This is a genomic window from Wolbachia endosymbiont (group A) of Andrena hattorfiana, assembly GCF_947179565.1.
Taxonomy (GTDB): domain Bacteria; phylum Pseudomonadota; class Alphaproteobacteria; order Rickettsiales; family Anaplasmataceae; genus Wolbachia.
Genome location: NZ_CAMXBT010000001.1, coordinates 189,169 through 209,793 on the forward strand (window position 1 = coordinate 189,169; position 20,625 = coordinate 209,793).

At 33.2% G+C, this 20,625-nt stretch carries 9 protein-coding genes; 5 read left to right on the forward strand and 4 right to left on the reverse strand.

What is annotated here, in order from left to right:
• Positions 1-51: 51 nt before the first annotated feature.
• From OM966_RS01000 to OM966_RS01010, 3 genes are all read left to right on the forward strand, one after another.
• Complete coding sequence (locus OM966_RS01000; RefSeq protein WP_264328494.1) at positions 52-906, forward strand: ankyrin repeat domain-containing protein; 855 nt, start codon at positions 52-54, stop codon at positions 904-906.
• The gene (locus OM966_RS01005) at positions 903-1,493 is read left to right on the forward strand and encodes an ankyrin repeat domain-containing protein (RefSeq protein ID WP_264328495.1); all 591 of its coding nucleotides are present in this window, start codon (positions 903-905) and stop codon (positions 1,491-1,493) included. Before OM966_RS01000 ends, OM966_RS01005 begins: the two co-directional genes overlap by 4 nt.
• 89 nt (positions 1,494-1,582) lie before the next feature.
• Positions 1,583-2,575, forward strand: coding sequence for a helix-turn-helix domain-containing protein (locus tag OM966_RS01010; protein WP_264328496.1), 993 nt, complete (start codon positions 1,583-1,585; stop codon positions 2,573-2,575).
• A gap of 60 nt (positions 2,576-2,635) precedes the next feature.
• On the opposite strand, the gene OM966_RS01015 is transcribed toward OM966_RS01010, so the two are convergent.
• The 4 genes from OM966_RS01015 to OM966_RS01030 all read right to left on the reverse strand — a co-directional run bounded on the left by OM966_RS01015 (position 2,636) and on the right by OM966_RS01030 (position 6,618).
• Positions 2,636-3,619, reverse strand: coding sequence for a hypothetical protein (locus OM966_RS01015; protein ID WP_264328497.1), 984 nt, complete (start codon positions 3,617-3,619; stop codon positions 2,636-2,638).
• 67 nt (positions 3,620-3,686) lie between these two features.
• Entirely contained in the window at positions 3,687-4,205 is a 519-nt protein-coding gene (locus tag OM966_RS01020; protein ID WP_264328498.1) for an ankyrin repeat domain-containing protein, read from the reverse strand.
• Between the two features lie 107 nt (positions 4,206-4,312).
• Positions 4,313-5,233, reverse strand: coding sequence for an ankyrin repeat domain-containing protein (locus OM966_RS01025; RefSeq protein ID WP_264328499.1), 921 nt, complete (start codon positions 5,231-5,233; stop codon positions 4,313-4,315).
• Between the two features lie 191 nt (positions 5,234-5,424).
• Positions 5,425-6,618, reverse strand: a complete 1,194-nt coding sequence (locus tag OM966_RS01030; protein ID WP_264328500.1) for an ankyrin repeat domain-containing protein — start codon at positions 6,616-6,618, stop codon at positions 5,425-5,427.
• Positions 6,619-7,351: 733 nt separating this feature from the next.
• On the opposite strand from OM966_RS01030, the gene OM966_RS01035 reads away from it, so the two are divergent.
• Positions 7,352-8,602, forward strand: a complete 1,251-nt coding sequence (locus OM966_RS01035; protein ID WP_264328501.1) for a hypothetical protein — start codon at positions 7,352-7,354, stop codon at positions 8,600-8,602.
• A gap of 203 nt (positions 8,603-8,805) precedes the next feature.
• On the forward strand, positions 8,806-20,322 hold the full coding sequence (locus tag OM966_RS01040) for an ankyrin repeat domain-containing protein (RefSeq protein ID WP_264328502.1): 11,517 nt from the start codon (positions 8,806-8,808) through the stop codon (positions 20,320-20,322).
• Positions 20,323-20,625 lie beyond the last annotated feature (303 nt).

Genomic DNA, 20,625 nt, shown 5'->3' on the forward strand with positions numbered 1-20,625 from the left:
AATGTTTGTGTCTGTAGAATGGAATAGTTCTATTAATTTAGTGAGGTCATTATGACAAAAAAATATGTTGAAAAAAAGGATAATGTTAAAGAAACGTCTGATCAAAGTACAAAATATCTAAATGGCAAACCCATAGATACTAGTATTGCAGGCAAAACACCTTTACATTTAGCTGCTGAAAAAGGTAATTTGTATCTAACCGCACGTCTTCTTCTAAGTGAAGGAGCTGACTTAAATGCTCAAGATGAAGAGGGTTGGACTCCTTTGCATTATGCTGCCTATTCAGGAAACATTGGTGTAGTAAAACTTCTAGTAGATAAAGGTGCTGATCTTAGTATTACTGATTATCACCACAAAGAAGGTACACCTATGTTTTATGCGTTTCAAAATGGTCATACTGATATGTGTAATATCATAGAAAAGTACTTAGTAGATAAGGATGCTAATTTTAGGGATGATACACCTTTGCATTTAGCTGTGGAAGAAGGTAATCTTGAAACAGTTAAATATCTTATAGAAAAAGGTGCTGGTATTAATGCTGTTAATAGGTATGGATATACTCCTTTGCGTATTGCTGCTTATAAAGGTAGCACAGATATAGCTGTATATCTTGTAGAGAAAGGGGCTAATGTTAGTGATAACATTCTACATAAAGCAAGTAACTTAGATATAGTAAGACATTTTATAGCAAAAGGAGCTAATATTAATGCTACTAAAGAAAATGGTGAAACATTTCTGCATATAGCTGCTATAGACGGTAAGTTAGAAATAGTTCAATATCTAGTGGAAGAGAAAAACTTCAACATAAATGCAGCAAACATAAAGGGTAATACTGTTCTGCATCACGCTGCTCATGGTGGTTGTGAGAAAACAGCTAGATATCTAGTAGAAAAGGAGCAAATATGAAAGCAACTAATAGACATGGGATAACACCCTTGCATATAGCTGCTTTTTGTGGGTACTCATATGTGGTAGAAAATCTTATAGAAGATGGTGCCGACAAGAATGCCAATAGTAGCAATGGTTGTACGCTAGCACATTATGCAGCTATAGGCGATGAGTCTGGTATGTCATGTGTCCTTGAATATCTAGTAGAAGAAGAAGGAGTAAATTTTAATGTCACTGATAATCTAGGTAGTACACCACTACATTGGGCAGCTTATTGGCGTAATAGTGAAGTAGTAGAGTATCTTGTGGAGAAGCAAAACGTGGATATAAATGTAACTGACAATGAGGGCAGAACACCTCTACATTGGGCTGCTTACCACGCCAAAATTGATTTAGTAAAATACTTCATAGAGAGAGGAGCTGAAATCAAGGCCACTAAGAAATATGGGAATACACCATTACATTATGCCCTTAATGGTCGATGGAATAAGGATTATTTAGAGGTAGTTAAATACATATCAGGAACAAGAAAATTAACTATTCCCAAAAATGTTGAAAACGTTGAAAAGGACAGCTTGGACATCATCAAATATGATTTTTACTGAAGTCTTACTCTCTTACGGTAGTGCAAGGTAGCTTTAATAAAATCTTAGATTAAAGAGTATATATGTGTCTCAAGGTATATTAAAGAGACATGACTACTGACACAAAGTTAACAGACTACGAAGTAGGGAAAAAATTAAAATATGAGAGGGAAAAGCAAAGACGTACTCAGGCAGGTCTAGGAAGTAAAGTCGGAGTATTAGAGAAGCAAATGTCCAGATATGAGCGAGGGGAAAATCCGATTTCAATCATTATATTCTGTATGATAGTAGTGGAACTAATGATTGATATGGCAAAACTACTGCCTGAATCGACGGCGGCAGAGAAAGGTGAGGTAGAAAAAACATTAAATCTAGTTAGAGAATGTAAAAAATTTAGGAATCAGGAATTATGTAAGATAGCCTCTGCATTAAATAAATCTATCCAGATGGGAGAAGAAGAGGGTAGAGAAGCAGGAAAGATTAAAGTAGCAAAGAATCTACTTAAAGCGGGTATTTCTGTTGATGTCATCCTCCAAACAACAGGCTTGTCTAAAGATGAACTTGAGAAACATAATAAAACAGAGATAGTTAATTTTATAGCCTATAAAACAGGGGAAAATATGAAAGACTGGAGGCTAGCAAGAGGACGTTCTCAGGAGGATTTAGGAAATGAAGTCGGTTTAACAGGTGGTCAAATACGACGCTATGAGCAAGGAACCCATATCATGACAATAAGAAAACTACTTAACATGGCAGGTAAATTGTCAACGCACGCTAAAACTCTACTACCGAAAATTAGTGAACTAATAGAAAAAGGCAATGTTGAAATTGAAAGAAGTAATGAGGATAGAGAAGGAGAAAATGGAGTATTAGATTTAGTGAGAGAGTATAATAAAATTGAAGATGAAGAAATACGTGATAAATTTTATTCATTAATTATGTCAGTATCTAAAAGAATACAGATTGATAAAGAAAAGGGTAAAAAAATAGGAGAAACAGAAGTGGCAAAGAATCTACTTGAAGTAGGTGTTTCTACCAATGTAATATGCCAAGCGACTGGCCTACACAATCTTGAAGCTAGTGGCATGCTTGAAGGACCATAAGCGTCAAGATAATTTCTTTAGAACATCTCTTAAGCCATTAACCTGATAGCACCACCCATTTTACCCCATAGCACGGCTTGTTGTTTGTTCTGAGTTTGAGGCTCTGCTTATTCTTTCACACCAACTCCCTTTTTTCTGTCCATTAGATTGACTCATTGCTTCAGAACGCATCAATTTTCCAGACCTGACAAAAAACCCTTGTTCTATGGCTTGATTAACTGGTAACCCGCCAAGTAAGCAATTCTTGCCTATTTTTTCGTTACAATTTTTTAATCGCTCCAGCAGACCTTGATTGTTCACCTCTACCCTTATTAGGTCTTTATTTCGCATATCAGGATATAATCTAACCTCTAATTCTCCCTCACTAATATAGAAAGTTAATACTATATCACTATTATCCGCAAGGTCTGTGTAATTCCTTATACCATTTTCCGTTATAATTTCTACTTCACTTTTACCGATCTTTATTATATCTCTTCCGTATTCTATTTCTCCTTGAACTAACCCTAAATCCCTTGCTCCATCTGTAATTTTTGCAACATTTATTGTGCTGTCCTCTGAGTATTCTAAGTAAAAAGTAGAATTATCTATTTTTGCATTTTCTACTTTACCATTAGCTGCACTTTTAACAATTTTCATAAATTTTAAAGTATTATTGACATATTCTTCATGAGCTTTTTTCATATTAGTTTTGTGATCTTTAGATTCTGACTCCAGTGTGTCGATTACATCTATACTACTCAAGTTATGCAACACTGCTCCTTTTGATACTAATTTACATATTATACCACTAGCAACTTTAGGATTCTTTTTTAATTTACTAATCCTTTTTATTACATAATCTGTAAAATTATATGTATCTTGGTGCATCATTTCACCTGGACGAACAAGAAAATTAAACCTTACTCCAGACTCTATAGCTTCTTTTACTACTTGTTCTAGCTTGTTCATGTCTTGAGCTTCACCTACTCTGTCTAAAAACATTTTCAACTTCTGCTGCTGGTCTAATATTAAATTATCCCATAAAGTTCCAGATTTAGGCAAATGTTCTTTTCTATCTAATCTTTCATGGTCAATCGCTCCCGCTTCTAACAGCAGTCTTTTTGCTTCTTTATAAGGAGTTTCGCAATAACGAAAATGTCTTGAGTAAAAAAATGATTCTGAGATTTAGAAGAATTTCTGATTTTCCTTCACGATCACGAAGGTTCAAAATCCTTTTAAGATCTTGAGTATTCTTGTATTTATTCAAAAATACTTTTAGTTCAGTAAAGTCTGTACTTGCGTTAACAATACGACCAAATTCTTGGCACAATCTTTTTTGATTGTCAGTTAAAAAGTGCCTTTCAACATGGTAGTTATGATTATCAGTTGCAACTTGTAGCGGAGTTTTTCCCTGTTTATTCTTTTTATTGGAGTCATCTCCGTGCTCTAGAAGAGCACTTATACTTTTCTTATTACCAATACCAGCAGCACAATGCAAAGGCATTCTCCCTTCACTATCCTCCATATTAGGATTAGCCCTTGCTTTTATGAGAGACTCTATATTATCATACGAAGCATAATGTAACAGTGTTTTTCCTCTATCGTCCTTTATATTAGGATCAGCTCCAGCCTCCAAGAGTAAATTCACATATTTTTTTTGCTAACTTACTATCCATACTTGATACTACATGCAATATTGTCAACTTAGATTCTCCTCTTTTAAGAGCAAGGATGTCTTTTAGATCGTCATCATCTTTATTCTTTAGTAAAAAATTTTGGTGTTAAATTAGATGTGTCAGCAAACCACGTACATAATAAACTATCAAATGTATCTCTTCTAACATTATCAACTAATGGGCAACCTTTACGAAACAGCAATGAATATTTAAGCAATTCATATTCATCATCCACTTGCTCTTCTTCCCTCCCTGTTGTTGCTTCCTCTGCTTTTTTCGGAAGATGCTCTAAACTATTATTTTTGATTAATTCAGTTAAACGCTTGAGAGTTATATAACTTTTATTCTCCAATAAAGGATCTGCTCCTTTTTCCATTAAAGCCTTGACTGCTTCTGCATGACCACTTTGAACAGCAAGGTATAATGGAGTCACCTTATCAGATTCACTCAACATGTTAACATTTGCCCCGTTTTCTATGAGAGTATTTACTATTTCTGTATGACCCATTTGAGCAGCAAAGTGCAATGGAGTAGACCCGTTTTGATTCACTGCATTAACATGTGCCTCTTTTGCTATAAGGGCATTTACTATCTCTGTATGGCCTTCTACAGCAGCAAAATGTAATGGAGTCCACTTGTCTTCTTCCACTGCATTAACATCTGCCTCTTTTCCTATGAGTGCCTTTACTATCTCTGTATGACCATTTTCAGCAGCACAATGTAATGGAGCCCATTCGTATTGATTTGCTTTATTAACGTCAGCACCTTTTTTTATTAGAAGTTTTGTTACCTTTGCAAGACCTTTTGTGGCAACTATATGCAACAACATTTGATCATTAAATGTATAATTTATGTCAAATCGACTATCCTGCCACTCTTGATATGTGCCTGGATCTTCTTTTTCTAACTTCTCTTTTATTTTTTCAATTACATTATCTTTATTCAGATCATCGTCAGCATTTATTGCGCTTAACATTTCTAACCACTGTTTATATTCCACGATTCACACCTCAAACTATTTACTTTATATAACTAGAAAAACGGTCAATCCATAACCAAAGATATTATGTACAACACATAAAAAACTAATGCAAGAATAATTTTTCTAACTTTGTTATTTTTTACTCCCATAAACTTCACTGACATTGATGTGCACACCTTTGAGCCTACTATGCTTCTCCTCTTAATTAGCTATGCAACAAAGCCTGCCTGATGATATACTTTCCGTCCATTCCCAGTTATGCCTTGCTCTTCTCTCGTCTCATCCATTTTAGTACTGGGCTTCACATGAGCATTTTCGTTATTATTTCCGATATGCCGTAAATTTTCTAAATCTGAATTTGATAAATCAAAAGCTATTTTCCTACTCATTTCTGGAGGTAAATTCTTACTATTGCCAAAGCGTTGAATAATTCTTGTACCATCATCTATTAGCTCTTGTCTTTCTACTCCCTTATTGAATTTATTCCTTATTTGGCTTTCAAAGATAGGAAATTCCTCATAATCAAGGTCATTCAGTATATCTCTAATTTCACGATTTGTTACGTACTTAACTATTTCATTTTTACCAGCTTTAAGTAAGTCAAGGTATGAAATATTGCTACTGCCAATTTTTTTACCTTCAATTTCATTTTTGCACCCATCCCAATAAGTAGAAAATGCACCTGCCAAGTAATCTGGTTTTTGTACACTAAAATCTTGTATTAATGTTCTCTGAATTAGAACTTCAGTTACATCTTTATGACCACCTTGAACAGCACAATGTAAGGGAGTATACCCATCCTCATTTTCAAAAAAAAGACCTGCACCATAAGCTAATAGTAACTTTATAACAGATAAGTTTTGATTTAGTACCGCTATATGTAAAGGTGTGTTACCTATACGGTCAGGTGCATCCATCATTAGCACGTTTGTAAAGGCGTTTGCTTTTTTTATAAAAATTTCTTTTTTAAGCTTAAGTATTTTTTCCATTTTGTTTAAGTCAGAAACTTCTGTAGATTTGGCAAGTTCATGTAACTCATTACTTTGATGATAAGAATCACTTATATTATCATCCCAATTATAATTATTATCCCAATTATAAACAGACCTGTTAAGATGAAATTCACGAGGCAAATTGCTTGCTATATTAGGCATATAATGCAGTCTTGCTTCTCTTTCAAATCGAAACCTAGCACATCTTTCAATTGCATCAGATGCATCTAAATTAAGAGGATATCGTTTAATCTCTAAATCCGGTAAATTAAACTTAACCGGTTCATTTTTAATTTTAAAATCTGACTCTAAATTAAGAGAATATTGTTTAATCTCTAAATCCGGTAAATTAAACTTGATTGGTTCAATTTTAATGTCATCTTTAATTTTAAAATCTGATAAATTAAACACAATTTCCACCTCAATAGTATATATTATTTATTAGTAGCATATTTATGGAAACAAGCAATTAATTTTTTTCAGTAGATGTAATTATTTGTGAATGTTGTATTTTAAATAGTCTTGCTATTATAAAAGATTAAAAAAGTATTTTTATAAAAACATAGGGCAATTAGCATCACAAGAGATTCAATCATTTACTTCTTCAAAAATAGTACGTACCTTTGTGAGAATAATTTAAATAAAAGCAGCGTTATAAAAATAAAAACGCAAAATTGTTACAACAAAGCTAAGCAAATTAGTTCGTATGTAAATTTAGCAAAAGTAAGCTAATATAGCTGGTTTTAGTGTATAATAAGATTACCATATAAAAAAGTTCGCATGTATCACATGGTAAACCATGCCATCCCAAGAAAAACACTTCTCACCGCCCTTGGTTTTGAGTGGTAGAAATGGTTATATTATTTAATTCATTAGCAATATATAATATTAAATTAATAGTAATTCATTTGACAATAAGTATTAAGATAAACTTATAAAAAACAGAATTTAAAATAAACAAAACGTCATGTATCTCTCATATTAAGAGGCTTTTGTTGAGAGTTATTCAAGTCTAAAAAAATTTTCAAATTGAGGATTGACAAAACCTAAAAACGGGATATCTTACTTGAAATGGTATCAAGTTACTATAGTGTATGTTAGACGTAACAGTTTCCATTTTTTTTCCATTCATAAAGGGGTGATCATGCTGCGTTCAGATATTCCAAAAGTTTTATTTTCGTCTATTAAAGAGGATGATCCTTATAGAGCATCTAAGCTTTTTCAAATTGAACGCTGGTGCTATGCAAATTGGCGTCTGCACCAAAAAAGTGGCAAGAAAGGACGTAATTTTCTTGCACAGGTATTGTCTAGTGAGGATTGTTGGAAAAAAGTAGACAATTTACATGGAGTTAAGCTTGATAGGCAAGTGGTAGGCAAAAAGTTAATTGCGCCAGATTCAGGTAATCTCTTTGATAAGTATGCCATTGCCTGTCGTTGCTGTCTAGAAGAAGATATTATTGCTTTGTTTGAGGAAAGAAAAGAGGAATTATCAGCTCAAGGTAAGAGTAGTCTATTGGAGTATGAGCACTTAGTTAGGTGTTGCGGGTCGGGTCTTTTAGCGCAGTTTTGGTCACATTTTATTAGCGGTTATATCTCTAAATTAAATTTAGATGGCTGTCATCCATATGAATATGGACTTAAGTGTGCTATGAGCCTTAAGCAGGGTGAGGCAGTGGAATTCTTCTGGAATAAAATAAAGTCATTACCTGCAAGTGAGATGGGTGCACAGAAAAAGGATGAAATCTTCATGAAGACAGCAGTATATGCAGCAGGTAATCGCTGTAATAGTTATCCCGAAATATTCGAATTTTGTTTTAGTCAAATAAGTCCTGATAAATATCCAGAACTTCTAAAAAGAGACTTAGCTGAAAATGGTTATTATGGTAGTTTAGATGTGCTACAGGGTGCACTTCGCTTTGATCAATTTCAAAGACTATTTGACTGTTTAAAACCAAGTGATGTTTCAGAGAATTGTTATTATATTTGGTTGAAGTATATGAAAGAATTGGAAAATTATTCGGAATCTTGTATAGATGAAGGAGTAAAGCTTTTTATGCATATGTGGACGAAAGAGGGATTTGATAGCCATCGTGCCTTATTATTAAATAAAGAAATGAGGAGTAGCTCAGTATTTCAAGGGAGGTTGTTAGTCCCTTTAATTGATAGAGGTTATATGGCACCAGTATGGGCAATATTAGATAAGGCTAATTCTGATCAAATCAAAGAATTTATGGATTCTAGGCAAGCGGGGTATATACGATCTGTATTAGAGAAAAGAGATATTGATTCATTAAATAAATTTTTATCATACGGTAAGTCTACAGCTAAAGAGCTTACTAGCTTAACTGAGGTTAAATTAAGCAAAGCATGTGAGCAATTAGGGTTAGGCAATTAAGGTATTATAAGGCAATTCTATAAAGTAGGTGATGGTTTCTTGTTACTACTTTAGCTTCTGTCAAAAAGATGTTGCATTGTAATACAAATGTTATATATACAAGTTAGTATATAGGCAAAAATAGCTTTTATTATTGATATCTCTGGTGGTTATATAATAAGCTTGGTATAGTGGGTTTAGTATAATATAATGAAGGGGGGGTTATGTTCAAGATACAATATCCAACAGATCATCTAAAAAAAGAAGATGTTAATTCAAAGATTACTGAATTATCGGATGAAATGCAATATATAGAGCAAGCTAGAGAATTTTCTCAACTTAAGCGTTATCGGAGATCTGATGTTGATTCCGAAAGTGGAAGTCGGATTAAGAGAATCGATGTTCCAGGAGACGGTAGTTGCTTGTTTTGGTCTGTTACTATGGCTTACTTAATACCTGTCAGAAACGACGATGCTTTATTTCGACAAAGGTATGAAGTACTATTTGGAAATGAAGGAGCTGTAATTCAAAATTTAGATCGTATTAGGAATTTGGTAAGGAATTTAAGTACTGCCAATTATGATGATACATTTGCAAACTTAGTAAGAAATGTGTTTCGCAATCGAGTAGTTGATCATATAAGTTCTCATGAAAGCGAGTTTAGAAATTTTGTTGAAGGTGAAAGTGGACTCAGTTTCAAAGATTACTTAGAAAACATGAGAAAACTTAATACTTGGGGAGGTGAACCTGAAATAAGAGCAATGAGTGGAATGCTTAGTGCAACAATTAGTGTTTCTGGTGAAGTGCCACTTCCTCCATATGGTAATGGGGATATTCAAATACAATTATTTCATGTTGGTGCACCAGGTAACCGAAACCATTATAATTTTGGTCTTGAAAGCAATATTATTAATAATGATAAAGAGCTTGCAAAAGGCTTAAAAAAAGTCATGGGTAAAGTAAGGCCACAAGATTTTGAGTTAATACAGTTATTGATAGAGGAAGCAGGTAAAGAAGTTGGTACAAACCAGCAAGAAGAGGACTTTAAATCTTTCGAAACAAGATTTCAATCATTTGTGGATCAGGTTCCATCTTATTTACACTCTGTAGGAAAAGCAGGGTTTTTTACGCACTTCTTCTTAGGAAGCTTTTCTACTTTGCTGGATACAGAAATTGCAGAAAAGTTAAATATTAAAAAGATTTATTTTAGTTTTGATACTTCGAAAACTTTAAAAGTAGCTATTGTTAAAAATGGTCAAATTGGAAATGCTGAAGATGCTATTAATAATATAGATTTATTTTCCATTTCAGAAGGTAAGCGTGGCCATCAGTTTACTGTTAATGAGTTGGAGAACATATTAAGAAATAATATAGATAGGGGTAGGATTAGAAATCGAAACGTTGAGAATGAGATCATAAATATTAAGAATGAAATTCAAGATAGAATAAAATCTAGATTAGTACAGATCTATAAAGGAAAGGATGGTATTTTTGTTGATATGGAAACTAAAGGGATACTTGATTCTGCTACTAGCAAAGAATTTCATGAAATAGAAAAAGGAGCATGGAATAATCCGGAAGCTGATATAGCTGAGCTAAGTTCTAGTAGAAAGATAGGGGTTAAAGAATCTCTTGAGAGAATTCTTAGAAAGATTAGTAAAGTTCATTCTAAATATGAAAACTCATTAATCTATGATAAGAGTGCACGTGAAGCAGCGCATCATGGATTTATGGTAGGCGTTTTCATGAATTTCCACTATAGGTATAATCTTAGAGTTTATCCAGAGCAATTTGCAGGTAGGGGTTATGCAGATATTATCCTGCTAGCTCGTGGTCCTGATCGTGCATTAGACTCTATTCCTATTATTATTGAGTTAAAAGCGGGAGCAGGTACTAATGCTACTCCAGATAAAGCTTTGCAACAAGCAGAAAAGTATGCACAAGGCTTCCAGCCAAACGTTCAGCGAGTTTTAACTACTGCGGATAACATTTTATGTGTTGGTGTAAATCTTGATAATCCATCTCCTATCTCTGATATTAAAGTATCAAATCGTGGAGAAGAAATAATCCCTCTTTTTCAAGATATGCTAAAATCTGCTGATGACTGGGATACGCAAAGGATTGGAACAATAGAATTAAAAGGACAGGTGAAAGATAATTTAGAGCGTATTTATCATACGTTTCCTGGTACATCGGAGAAGGGAGATAATCATTATTTTAGCAGGTTTTTACTGGGGCAATCACTACTGTTAAATAGAATTGAAGATTTAAAAACTGGTTTCAAAAAATACATTTTTATCTATGGAAACAATATACCTACCGAGGTACATCCTAATCTTCGTGGGCTTGGACGTACAGCAGCTGCAAGAGCCAGGGAGAGGCTGTCAGCTAATCTTGATGCGAGTCATGCAGTTGTAACAATGGTGCTTATTCCAGAAAATACAGAAAAGTTGGTTTATGTAATAAATATTGTTGAAGCTAACAGAAAAGATGTTTTGAACGGGATGAATGAAGTGCTTCCTCTTGATAGATTAAATAGGGAAATAGAGAATAGGGAAATAGTCGAATTAAATCTTAATTTTGATACTAGATATAAGTCAGATTTTAAAAGATATCTTACTATTTGGACTGAAAAATACAATTCTTTACAAGAGTACAACAACGGAGATAATAGATTTCAAGGTACTTTTAAAGAAGTTACTTATCCTAATGAGTTAAAAGAAACATTTGATAAAGCACTAGATATCCAATCCTTATCAATAAGAGGATATAGTAGATTATTAGAAAAAATTGGAGAAGGAATCTTTCCTTTTAAGAGTCTCGTTAATAAAGAAGCTCATTTCCATGGAATATTGAATGGAGTGTTTAGTTATTATAGTGACTTAAAATTACAGGAATCACCAGAAACTAGAGCATTAGTTTTAACTGAGTTTCAAACTGGTAGAGGGGAACGTATTGACATGCTAGTTCATGGTATTAAGTTTGTGGCTCAAGGTGGAAATGCTGAGGAGTACACTCCAATAGGGTTAGAACTTAAGGCATCAAGGCAGGGTAAAGGGGCTCAAGCTTTATTGAGGGAAGCAAATGATCAAATAAATGAAGAGTACAAAGAAGGTGTTACCTATAAAACACTTACAGATGGTGATGAGGTAAAATTTATCGGTGTTGTTTTCGATAAAGGATCTAATAATCCAAATAAACTTATTTTAACAAGTAGGACAGCTGAGGAAGGATTTATTCCTGTTGGAGTAGTTCATAGTTCACATCATATGTTGCCTACTGTAGGGCAGTGTTCTAAAAGAAAATCTTCATCGCCGGAGTATTCACCAAGTAAAAAGCCAAGAAGAGAAAGAAGTGTAAGTATGGCCTGCATAGATTCGTTTGATGAAGAAAAGATTACAGAGGAGGAAAAAGAAAGACTTATTAAAGAGTTATTTGGTATTGAAGCTCATGACACAAAAATTATAACAATAGATTCTCCTCAAGTGAGGATTGATGGTGGTAAAGTAAATGTAAAATTCAAAGACAATAGTGGTAATGATAAAGAATTAATGATAGATGATGCTGCAAATATTAAGAGTATAGAAAATTATATACTGGATGAGAAAAATCTTGAGATAAAGTTAAAAGTAAGCAGCGATAAAGAGTATGCTATAATAGAAGAAATTAAAGAGCAAGGTAGCGAATATTATTTAAAAATTGATGATTATAGAATAAAGCTAGATAGTATATTTCAAGATGGAAAAGAAGTAATCTTTGATAAATTACATCAACTATCAAATGATAAGCAGTTGTTAGAGAATAAAAAATACATTGAAGACATAGGTGATGTTCAAACTAATCAAGATTACAATGATATTGTAAAGGAAATTAAACAGAATTTATTAGCAAAAGGAGTTAGGGAAGATACTTTCGACAGGTTTAAAAGTCATTTTGATGATCTTGGTGAAAAAGTTTTTGCAGATTATATTAGTAATGTAGAAAGCAGCCTTAAAGAAAAAGGAATTGCATTTGATCGTAATAAATTTGATTCAGCAAAAATAAAAGGAGTAAAAGGTGGAAAGTTTTTCTCCCTTATGGCTATATATGACTTGCTTGATAGTATAGGTGATACAGCAACACTTGGACGGCATGATAATGATGCTTTAAAGCAAGTATTTGATATCAATGGTATACTAGATACTATGGATGATGTTAGGACGAGTGTAAATATTTCTCCTAGTAGTAAAGTAGGAAAACTGATTGGTAAAATACCAGGGCCTGCACGTCAAGCTTTTGTTAAGGTTATCAGTAATCCTGTAGTTCAAAGTATTACATTTGCAACCATTGCTTATCAATTTGGATACAGTATAAACGAAATAGCTCAAGGTAATAATCATCCACTAAATTATTATTGGACAACAAGTAGTGGTGTAAAACTAGCAAGTATGAGCATAAGGCCTATAAGTGCAGGGGTTAGTTTTACGATAAAAAGTGTAAGTGCTACTACTAAGATTTTAAGGGGTTTATCTGCTGCAGGCAAAGTTTTAGGTAGGGCAGCAGTAGTTACTATGGTTGCTGATGTATTGATAACAATGGGCGTAAAAATTCATGAAAGAATGGAGTATACTAAAGCAATAGCAGAGCAAGTGCCTCTATTACCTGGTGGTGAACAAGCGGAAGTATTTTTTGCAGGGGTGATTAAGTTTTTTACAGGAAGAGATGTAGAAAAAGAATATGAAGATACAATTAGAATAAAAGGTTATTTAACTTACGTAAAAGAAGCAGCTATTAAACTGTTAAATGACAATTATGACATAGATGCGGTTGTACAATACGTAATCTCCATTGAAGAGAAACATAGTGAGGTGATTAAAAATATGGGTGCACAGCCTATATGTATTATGCCATCATCGTATGGTTCTGGTTGTGCGACGCAGATGAAGTGGACATGTGATTTAGAAGAAAAATATAAAGATATCTCTTTTGACAAGATTAATATAGCTTCTAGTGTAAAAAGAGATTTGTCTTCTATTGATATCTCTAAGATATTGACTATGACACCTTATACTTTGGTTATGAGTGAAGGTTGGGAAAGGTTTATCTGTGGTATAAAGAATAGTCCTCAATGCTATCAAGAGATCGAAGAAAAGAAAGTTTATATTGTTAATACAGGTGCAAAACATATCCCTCATCTAACAAAATATGAATATGAAAATCTTGGTTTAAGAGTTGTAGATGCACCATTAACAAATCCGATACAAAAATCTCAATGCAGCAAAATAATCAATACAAAGCACACAGGTGACGATGCGTTCGCTCCATGTAACAGTGGCAAAATTTATAGAAACTGTCAAGAGAGCTTTACTCTCTCAGGCGAACCTTTTATTTTTACTAATCCGAAAAGGAAAGATCCTGGCAATACAAAAAAGCAAACATTTCCTAGAGGGTCGATATTATATATTTCAGGGCCAAAAACGTTAACAGCAGCAGCAAATTATCCAGCAGTAATGCATATTCCAGAGGGTAGTAATATACGTTATATTGGCTCTAAAAACAATGAAACTATTTTTATTATTAATAATTCTATGTCTGGTACCCTCAAAGGTGGAGCAGGAAAAGAAAATACTCTAGTAATGAATGTTAAAGCTAATAATGTTGTAGTAGATTTGCATGAAGGAGTAATACATTATGGTAGTAATAATATAAAATTAGTTAATACGTATAACTATGTGTCAAACTCTGATAGCAAACAAAATATTACTACTCACTGTAAAACAAGGTTAATTAACGTAAAAAATACAGAAGTGCATCAGGGTTCATTTGATTGTCAAGATCAAGATTATGAAGTTAGAGTAGTAAATAAAGAAAATGTGCATTATAGAGGGTTAAAACAAACAATATTTATTGTTAATGATAATAGTGATAACGCTAAGATAGTGAGTGATTTAAGTGATACAGGAAAAGAAAACTTTGATGTAATAGATGTTCAAGGTGCTAATATTACACAGTTGGAGATAAGTGAAGATATAGGAAAAGGTGGCTATAGTTTAAATCTTTTAGCTGATGATATGGAAAGTATTGTTTCGAGTACTAAAATAGATGATTTTAAAAACTTAGTAATACAAGCAAAATATCAGGGAATAACAGAATCTGTAGTAATACAAGATAAGTCTTTATCTGATATAGTAAAGGATATCTGGTATCAAGAGTTAAATGGTTTAGGAAAGGATATTCATACATTAGAGTATGATCCCCTTTCATCTCCTATAAGACTTAATTTAAAGATAAAAAATAGAGCGGTGCTTCATCAAAGCATACCTTATGACATTATCGATTTTGCTGAATTAAATGTAATGGATATTAATAGTATAAATATAAGGGAAGGTGAAAGGAATTATATAAACGAATGCTATAACAAACCAATTTCTGATCTTACGGAAGACAGTTTAGAAATACAAAATATTACAATATTAGATAGTAAGGGCATCAGATGGTCTTTATCTATTGGTTTAATTGATTACTTAAAAAGTCCAGAACATCAATACATTATATTGCGGATAAACAATAAATTTTACAAAATCGATAGTGCAAATCTAGAACTTAAACATATAGAAACAAATCCTAATTTTTTCAGATATTACAAACCAGATGAACAAGGATTACAGATTTACCATAATCAGCCAATTAATAATAATGATATTGGTTTAGTCGATTTCAGAGATAAATCTATATTAGGTTTTGATGCAGAAGTTATTAATGATAGCTTAGTTCTATTACATAAAAATAATACTCTAATAAAAGTAGAGAATTGGAATACCTACCAGCCAGCAAGAGAGATGATATTTGCTTTTAATGATACAATACTCTCTAACTCGAAATGTATAATTTCTACTTGTAACTCAGAAGATATTATAGGGGACCTTAATAAAGAAAAAGTGGTTGTATTAAAAAATCAGATGTTTAATGCTATAGTACAAAATAACATCAGTGAAGCTGAAGACTTAATCAGAAGAATTGGAAATATTGATACCGAAAATAAGCACGAATTAACACCTTTATATGTAGCTATTCAAGAAGGTAGATTAGATGTGGTTAAGCTTCTTTTTAATAGAGGATCCGTTAATGTTAAAGACAAAGATATTCATGGTTGTAATTCTTTACACTGGGCTGCTCAAGAAGGTAAGTTAAATATAGCTAAGCTTCTTGTTGATAAAGGTGCTAATATTATTGCTGAAGATAATAATGGTAGAACACCTCTACGTGTAGCTGCTTGCAATGGTAATCTAGATATGGTCAAATTCTTCCTTAATAAGAGTGTTGATATCGAGTCTGAAAGTAATGACCCAGATAAGATGATGGGAAAGATTGAGAGTATAAGGAAGGAAATTATAAATCAAGTAGATGCTTCATCTAATGTAAAAAAGTGGGCAAAGTCTTTTATAGAAGAGTTAAGATATTCAATAAAAAGTAAAGCAAAGAGAAAGCTGGATGGTAATATATCGAGTAATTGTAGTGCTTCGACCACTGAACTTACTAATAGAATTTATAATTTTGATAAAAACTTATTTGATAATATAATTAAAGAAGTTGTAGATGATGCATATGGAAGAGTAGATACGAAAAAAATATTAAGCTGTGTACGCAGTCATGGTTATATTGGTCAGCTGATTTCAGGTTACATAGCTGTATTTGATGCAATGCAAAAGAGTGGTGATCTAAATGATAATGCAATATTTAAGTTAGCTTCTTACATTAAAGAAGCAATGGAGATGAAGTATTATCCTAAAGTTCCTTTAGAAACAAGATCTAGCCTTGAAAAGCTAGAAAATAGATTACCAAAATCAGTAAGGAATGCAATATTTGCTTCAAAAGTATGTATAAAGAACGTTTATCAGGATGAATATTTATATGCTGCTAACAAATGTTTCAATTATGATAATGACAGACGAATGGCATTTACTTGGACTCCAAAGAATGAAGAAAATGATAAGTTTAGGTGGAAGATTAAACCTGATGGTAACAATTTTTATATAGTGAATGTTGCATTTAATGAAACCTTGTATGCTGCTAGTAACTATTTTAATTATGATAATGATAGACGAATGGTATTTACTTGGATTTCAGGGGGAAGAGTTGCACGAGATGTGTGGATGATTAAACCTGATGGTAACAACTGTTCTATAATGAATGTTAAGCTTAAAGAACATTTATATGCTGCTGATTATGCTAAATATGACAATGATAGGCGTAGAGTATTTACTTGGATTCCAGGAGGTCAGGTTCTGCAAGGGATGTGGATAATTGAAGATTGTGGGTCTACTGTAAGAAAAGTTAGAGATATTGTCAGTAATGCTAGAGAAGAATTAGATCAAGAATTGCTAGATGCTGCAAAAGTTGGAGATATGAGCAAAGTAAAAGATTCTGTCAATCGAGGAGCTGATGTTAATACTAAAGACAGAGATGGTAACACTCCTTCGCGCAATGCTGTATTAAAAGGTCACTTTGGTATATTTAAATACCTTGTTGAAAATGGTGTTAGTTTAGAGGGTAAAGATCATCGTTGTGGTCCCTCTATATGTGATGCTTCTTATAGTGGTAATTTGGATATACTAAAGTACCTTATTGGGAAAGGTGTTGATGTTAATGAGTCTGACAAAAATGGTTGGACACCGCTACATTTTGCTGCATGGAGAGGTTACTTAGAAGTTGCTAACTTTTTAATAGAAAAGGGTGCTAATATTAACGTTGAGAACATTTTTGGCAGGAAACCCATACATGTTGCTGCTGAAAATAATAACAAAGACATTATAGAATTTTTCCTCAGCAAAGGAATGAGCATTGATGATACTGATAGAGATGGTCGCACTCCTCTATACTATGCCTCTTGGAATGGTCATTTAGACATGGTAAAGTACCTTATAGATAAGGGAGCTGATATTTACATTCAAGATAAAGGTGGCATAACACCGCTAGATGCCGCTACTGATCAAAAACACGATGATGTAGAAAGGTATTTAAAACAAGTGCAACTAGATAAAGAATTATTGATTGCAGCACAATATGGTAATCTTGATGAAATTAGAAGTCTTGTAGGTCAAGGAGCTAGCTTAGGTGCTAAGTATATTGATGGCCGGACTCTTATGCATTGTGCTGCTTATGGAGGTAAGTTAGATGTAGTAGAATATCTCGTTGCAGGTGAAAAAAGTAGTTTAGAAGTCAAAGATAATAGTGGTAGAGTTTCCCTACACTATGCTGCTTACAATGGTAAGCTAGATGTAGTAAAATATTTTATAGATGAAAAGAAAATTGATGTTAACATAAAAGATAATAATGGTTGGGCATCTCTACATTGGGCTTCCTGGGGTGGTCATCTGGATGTAGTAAAGTATCTTATAGATAAAAAGGCTAATATTAATGCTAAAGACAAGAATAGTAAAATACCTTTAGATGTTGCTACTGGTCAAAAACATGATGATGTTGTAGAGTATTTGCAACAAACTCAATTAAGTCTGAATAAACAATTGATAGCTGCAGTACAAGGTGGTGATCTTAGCAAAGTTAAAAATCTTGTCAGTCAAGGCACTAGTTTAGACACTAAGTATAATGATGGCTGGACTCTTATGCATTATGCTGCTTATGAGGGTAGGCTAGATATAGTAAAATATCTCGTAGACAAATGGGCTATTTTAGAGATAAAATACAATGATGGTAGAACTTTTTCATGCAACACATCTCTAGATAGTGCCTCAGATCTTGTGAATAGTTACTTCGATACAATGAAATGTCTCATAGGCAAAGAAAATAGTTTAGAAGTCAAAGATAATAGTGGTAAAACTCCTCTACACTGCGCTGCTTCCAACGGTAAGCTGGATATAGTAAAATATTTTGTAGATGAGGAGAAAATTGATGCTAGCATTAAGGATAATAGTGGTTGGACACCACTACATTGGGCTTCTTGGAATGGTCACTTAGATGTAGCAAAGTATCTTATAGGTAGAGGAGCTAATCTTGTTAATATTAAAGACAAAGATGGAAAAACACCTCTAGATATTGCTGATCAAAAAGGTTACACAGATATAGTAGAAATTTTAAAGCAAGCGCAATCAGGCCTATATAAAAAATATAATGAGTTGTTGATTGCTGTACTGGAAAATAATCTTATTAAAGTCAAAAATCTTGTAAGTCAAGGTACTAGCTTAGAAACTAAAGATAGTTATGGCTGGACGTTATTACATTTTGCTTCTATTTATAATTACTCAGATATGGCAGAATACCTTATAAATAAAGGTGTTGATATTAACGCTAGAGACCAGTATGGTAAAACTCCTCTACACCTTACTTCATGGTTCAATCGCTTAGATGCAATGAAGTGCCTTATAAGCAATAATGCTGATATTAATGCTAAAGATAACAATGGTAAAACACCTCTAGATGGTTCTGGTTTTAATTCAGATGCAAAAAGAGTTTTAATGCAGGCACACTTAGATAAAGAATTATTGACTACTGTAGAAGGTAATTATCTTGAAAAAATTAAAGGTCTTATTGCTCAGGATGTGAGCAAAGATAGGCATGGTGCATATTATTATGCTTGGAGTGGTAACTTGAACATGGTCAAGTTTCTTGTTGAGAGAGATGTTGATGTAAACGCTACTGATAAATATGGGTGTACATTACTACATTGGGCTACATTGAAAGGTCATTTAGATGTTGCTAAGTTTCTTACTAGTAAGGGAGCTAATGTTAATGCTGAGGATATTCTTGGCAGAAAGCCTATACATTTTGCTGTTATAAACGATCACAGGAATATTATAGAGTTTCTTCTCGATAAAGGGATAATAGTTAATAGTGCTGATAAACAAGGTCATACACCACTGCACTGGGCTTCTTGGAGCGGTCATTTGGATATGGTGAAGTACCTGATAGATAAAGGGGCCAATATTAATGCTAAATGTGAAGCTGATAGGACACCACTAGATATTGCTAGAGGCAGAGGACATAGTAACATTGTAAAATATTTAGAAGAAAAACTTAATCAAGAAAGAGAAAAGCCTGTACAACGCAGACGCCGTCATCACCATGGAGATCACAATCGTCATCAGAATCACTTATCACGTAAAACTCTTGCTATAGATTCAAGTAATCAACATGAGATAGCAGCAAGTAGTGGCACAAGACCATATTCGTGGATAAATAATTGTATTTCCTGGGCAAAAAAATTAGCAGCTAGCACTTTCTCTATAATTCCTGGATTACCTACTCAATACAACATTGCAGATAAGAATGATGATATTAATGTAAAAAGTGATAATAACAACATACCACAAAGTATATCATCTGTTGGTTGGAATAATTTCCTAAATAATGAAAATATTGCCCTTGCGAGTTGTGTTGCCGATGCGTTAGATGATACTCCAGGTAGACGCTATCAAAACTTAATAAGCAAAGGAGTAGAAGTTATACCAAGTAGAGAAGTTGCGGTTGAGTTCGCTCTTAGAAAATTTGATTCATTTGTAGAAGGTAAAATAAGAAATTTGGGCTCAAAAGAACAAGCTAGAATACGTGTTGAAATTAAAGACGCATATCCAGAAATAACAGCAAGTCTTGAAAGAGGAGTTGAATTTAGTGGTAATGTTGGGTTAAATAATGTTTTAGAAAAGTGCAAGAAGTGCTTTTGTACAAATGTCCTACCAAAGGATAAAGTATCAACTTGTCTTTCTGATGTAGGAGTAACCAAGCTTGGAAATACTTTGAGTAAGTAGATGAGAATACGGAAGGTATAATATGCCAAGTAGTGGAAAATTTAAAGTGAGGGTAGCCAAAATAATTAGGGAAACCAGTAGCAAGTTTGATAGTCTTAATACTAAAATGGATGAAGTAGACATTAAATGCTAAGTGGTTAATGTGTTTTCCATATTGAACTTACAGCACGTAGCTTTGATACAGAAATTTGGATAACGTTATGATAGTAATTTATATAATTCTATGTGCAATCTTTATAGCCATTTTAGACAGTTCACTAGATTCTTAATTAGGGGATATGTCTAACTTAGAGAAGGTTTTCA